This is a genomic window from Robiginitalea sp. (genome assembly GCF_049588695.1).
Classification (GTDB): Bacteria; Bacteroidota; Bacteroidia; order Flavobacteriales; family Flavobacteriaceae; genus Robiginitalea.
The window spans coordinates 1-3,986 of sequence record NZ_JBAVZJ010000010.1 but is presented as its reverse complement, the minus strand read 5'-3'; the positions used below and the strand labels follow the sequence as shown (position 1 = coordinate 3,986).

2 protein-coding genes are annotated in these 3,986 nt (G+C 50.3%); both read left to right on the top strand.

The genetic code is table 11. The features are described 5' to 3' along the window. Positions 1-1,963: S9 family peptidase (locus tag WBV75_RS00150; RefSeq protein WP_424118642.1), on the top strand; the 1,963-nt coding region annotated here is incomplete at its 5' end. Between the two features lie 122 nt (positions 1,964-2,085). Further along, positions 2,086-3,858, top strand: a complete 1,773-nt coding sequence (locus WBV75_RS00145) for an AMP-dependent synthetase/ligase (RefSeq protein ID WP_424118641.1) — start codon at positions 2,086-2,088, stop codon at positions 3,856-3,858. The last annotated feature ends 128 nt before the right edge of the window (positions 3,859-3,986 follow it).

Sequence of the window (3,986 nt, the reverse complement as noted above, 5' to 3'; positions counted from 1 at the left end):
GCCCTATACCGAATCCCTGCACGGCTCGAAAGATGGAAAACACCTGGCATGGGTGGTCAATGAAAAAGGGGTACGCAATATTTGGTATACCTCCCTGGGAGCTACTCCCCCCACCCTACTCACGAGTTACAACACCGATGATGGGCTTGGCATCGTCCTTCAGGCGTTAACCCCTGAGCACTTGTTCTACGTTAGGGGAAATGCCAACAACCGCAATGGCGAACCTGCCAATCCGGCGAGTCTTAGCCCCATTCCCCAACGGCAGTTACTTCGGTTGCGGCTGGCTGATAAGCAAATAGACACCCTGGCCCCGGTAGGATCCATGGAATTGAGTCCGGATGGAAAAACACTTATTTACACCAAAGGAAAAAAGGTCTATCGCATGCCCGCTGCCGGAAGTCCCGAGCCGAAGGAGGAATTACTTCTGGAGGTACGTGCGGGGGTATCTTCCCTCACATGGTCACCGGACGGGACAAAAATGGCTTTTGTAAGTCCGAGAACCGATCACAGTTTTGTCGGTGTTTTTGAGCCGGGGACGGATCGGATTCAATGGATTTCACCGGGACTGGGATTTGATGAACACCCGGTATGGTCCCCGGATGGAAAACGGTTGGCCTTTTTGAGGCGCCCCGGAAGGAGTAAAGATGAACTTCGGAACCTTACCGGGGGGAATTCCTTTGAAATTTGGGTGGGATCCCTCGAAACAGGAAACGCCCTGCCAATCTGGAAATCCCCGTCTGATGACGGGGGCTTTGCCCAATACTACCCGAATACCCCCTTACGTTGGACAAAACAAGACCAAATCCTTTTTTATTCCGAACACGGGGGCTGGAATCATATCTATAAGATTCGTCCGGACGGGGCCGGGTTGACCGATCTGACACCCGGTGCCTGTATTACAGAAAACAGCAGCCTTTCAACCGATCAGAAATACCTCTATTCCTCGGGCAATTGCGGAGACATCAATCGCAGGCATATCTGGCGAACGGATATCACCTCAGGCGTTTCTGAACAGGTTACGGGCCAATCAGGTATACAGTCTCATGTTGTAGGTCTGGAAGGAAATGCCTTTGCCTACCGGGAAGGCCTCTATAACCAGCCTACAACGGCGATGCTGCAAAAGGACGGGACCGCAAAAACCCTCGGGCCCCTTGACCCGCAATTTCCTAAGGGCTCCCTGGTGGAGCCGCAGGCCGTCACGTTCAGGGCAGCTGATGGCCTGGAAATTCACGGACAACTCTTTACCCCACCCCCCGGGGCCGGAAACAAAAAGCCGGCGCTTATCTATATGCACGGAGGTCCCATACGCCAGATGCTATTGGGGTACCATTACAGTGGCTATTACGCCAACGCCTATAGCATGAACCAGTATATGGCCTCCAGGGGCTATGTGGTGCTCTCCGTAAACTATCGCTCGGGGATCGGGTATGGCCGCGATTTTCGAAGGGCAGCGAAGCAGGGACCCCGGGGGGCATCCGAATACCAGGATATTGTAGCGGCAGGGAAGTACCTGCAATCCCTTGAAAGGGTCAACCCGGAAAAGATCGGGCTCTGGGGAGGTTCCTACGGGGGCTATCTCACGGCCATGGGGCTAGCCCGGAACTCCGGGCTTTTTAAAGCAGGGGTTGACCTGCATGGGGTACACGACTGGGCCTGGAGGGGAAGGGACTTTTCACCCGGAGGCGGCTGGGGGCTCACTGAAGAATTAATGTCCGGTGCCACGGCAGCCTCACCGATAGCCGACCTCAGTGCCTGGACATCCCCTGTACTACTCATAAGCGGGGATGATGACCGGAACGTAATGATCGGGCAGTCTATCGATCTCAAAAATCAACTGGATTCGCGGGGCGTCTACAACGAACACCTGGTTTTTCCGGATGAAGTCCACGGGTTTTTAAGGTACGACTCCTGGCTTCGGGCCTTTAAAGCTACCGAAGGCTTTTTTACCCGGTATTTAAAGTGATCGGGGACTACTTTTAACCAAGGAAATTATTGTTTTCACAATTCGCTGGTGGTTCTATTGCGAATCTGTTGTAAAAGACCTGTTGCTTTTCGTATTTTGCAAATCAGTTTCAAGCAACATTTATGAAAACAGTCACACGCATTTTTGAGTTCCCCTATTATCAGCAAGCGCATTTCCCCCTGGACAAAGCTATGGTCACCAAGTCCAATGGGGAATGGGAAGCCGTAAGCACTACCCAATACCTGGAACAGGCCAATGCGATTAGCCGGGCGCTCCTTACCCTTGGTGTGGCAGCCCATACTAAAATTGCCATGATCTCCATGAGCAATCGCACGGAGTGGAGTATTGTCGATACAGGGATCCTGCAGGTTGGGGCGCAGGACGTCCCCATCTACCCGACCATATCGGAAGAGGATTACGCCTATATCCTCAATCACTCGGAATCTGAATACTGTTTTGTGTCCTGCCAGGAAGTTCTGGATAAAGTGCGGGCGGTTCAAAATCAGGTCCCTTCCCTGAAAGATATCTTTAGCTTTGACCGGATTGAAGGATGCCGGCATTGGTCTGAATTAGTGGAAATGGGAGCTGACGCGTCTAATCAGGATGCGGTTGAAGCGCGTAAAGCCGCCGTTAAACCGGAGGATCTCGCTACCCTCATCCATACTTCAGGGACTACGGGGAGACCTAAAGGGGTCATGCTATCCCATAATAATATCGTATCGAATGTTCTGGGGAGTAAGGAGCGGGTACCCTTTGAATACGGCAGTGTAGCCCTGAGTTTCCTCCCTGTCTGCCATATTTTTGAACGGATGATTCTCTATCTCTACCAGTACTGTGGCATCAGCGTGTATTATGCGGAAAGTCTGGAGACGATCAGCGATAACCTGAAGGAAGTCAAACCTCATGTCATGACCGTTGTCCCCCGCCTGCTTGAAAAAGTCTACGACCGCATCATCGCAAAAGGGGCCGACCTTACGGGGTTGAAAAAAGCCCTGTTTTTCTGGGCCGTCGACATAGGACTCAAGTTTGAACCCTATGCCGCAAATGGGTGGTGGTATGAGAAAAAATTAGGCCTGGCGCGCACGCTAATCTTTTCGAAATGGAAGGAAGGCCTCGGAGGTAACCTCAATACGATGGTCTCGGGAAGTGCAGCCCTGCAAACGCGATTGGCGCGGGTTTTTGGGGCTGCGGGAATTCCGGTCATGGAAGGTTATGGGTTGACGGAAACCTCCCCGGTGATCTCCGTAAATGATCAGCGGAATCGCGGCTGGAAAATTGGAACCGTGGGCAGGATCATCAAGGATGTTGAAGTGAAAATCGCTTCAGACGGGGAAATTCTCTGTAAAGGACCCAACGTCATGATGGGATATTACAAAGACCCTGAAAAAACAGCTGAGGTAATCAATAGTGAAGGCTATTTTCACACAGGGGACATCGGGGAAATTGATGCGGATGGTTTTTTAAGGATCACCGATCGCAAAAAGGAAATGTTCAAGACCTCCGGGGGGAAATACGTGGCTCCCCAGCTTTTGGAAAACCGGATGAAACAATCCCGCTTTATCGAACAGATTATGGTTGTTGGGGAAGGTGAAAAACTTCCTGCCGCCCTTATTCAACCCAATTTTGAATTCTTGTTTGAATGGGCCAAACGTCACAATCTGGAATTTCAGAACACCGAAGAAGCCATTGCGAATCCGAAAGTATTGGATCGGTTTAAAGAGGAAGTAGAACAGGCCAATGAGCATTTCGCAAAATGGGAAAAAGTGAAGCTATTTAAGTTAACCCCCGACGTCTGGTCCGTGGATGAAGGTCACCTTACCCCTACCATGAAATTGAAACGAAAAATCATCAAGGAAAAATATATCGACCTCTACAACGATATATACAACCACTGATTCTGAGTGTAATACTCACCTGTTTGTGTAAAATAGCCTGACGGTTTCGTTTTTCGGAAAGCAGGTAATAAGGAACATTTTTTATTCAAATTTATTATGCATGCATAATAAATTTTTCTATATTTGGA

Excerpts from the sequence above, each read along its gene's own strand:
- WBV75_RS00145 (WP_424118641.1), top strand. The coding sequence starts at position 2,086 with ATGAAAACAGTCACACGCATTTTTGAGTTCCCCTATTATCAGCAAGCG.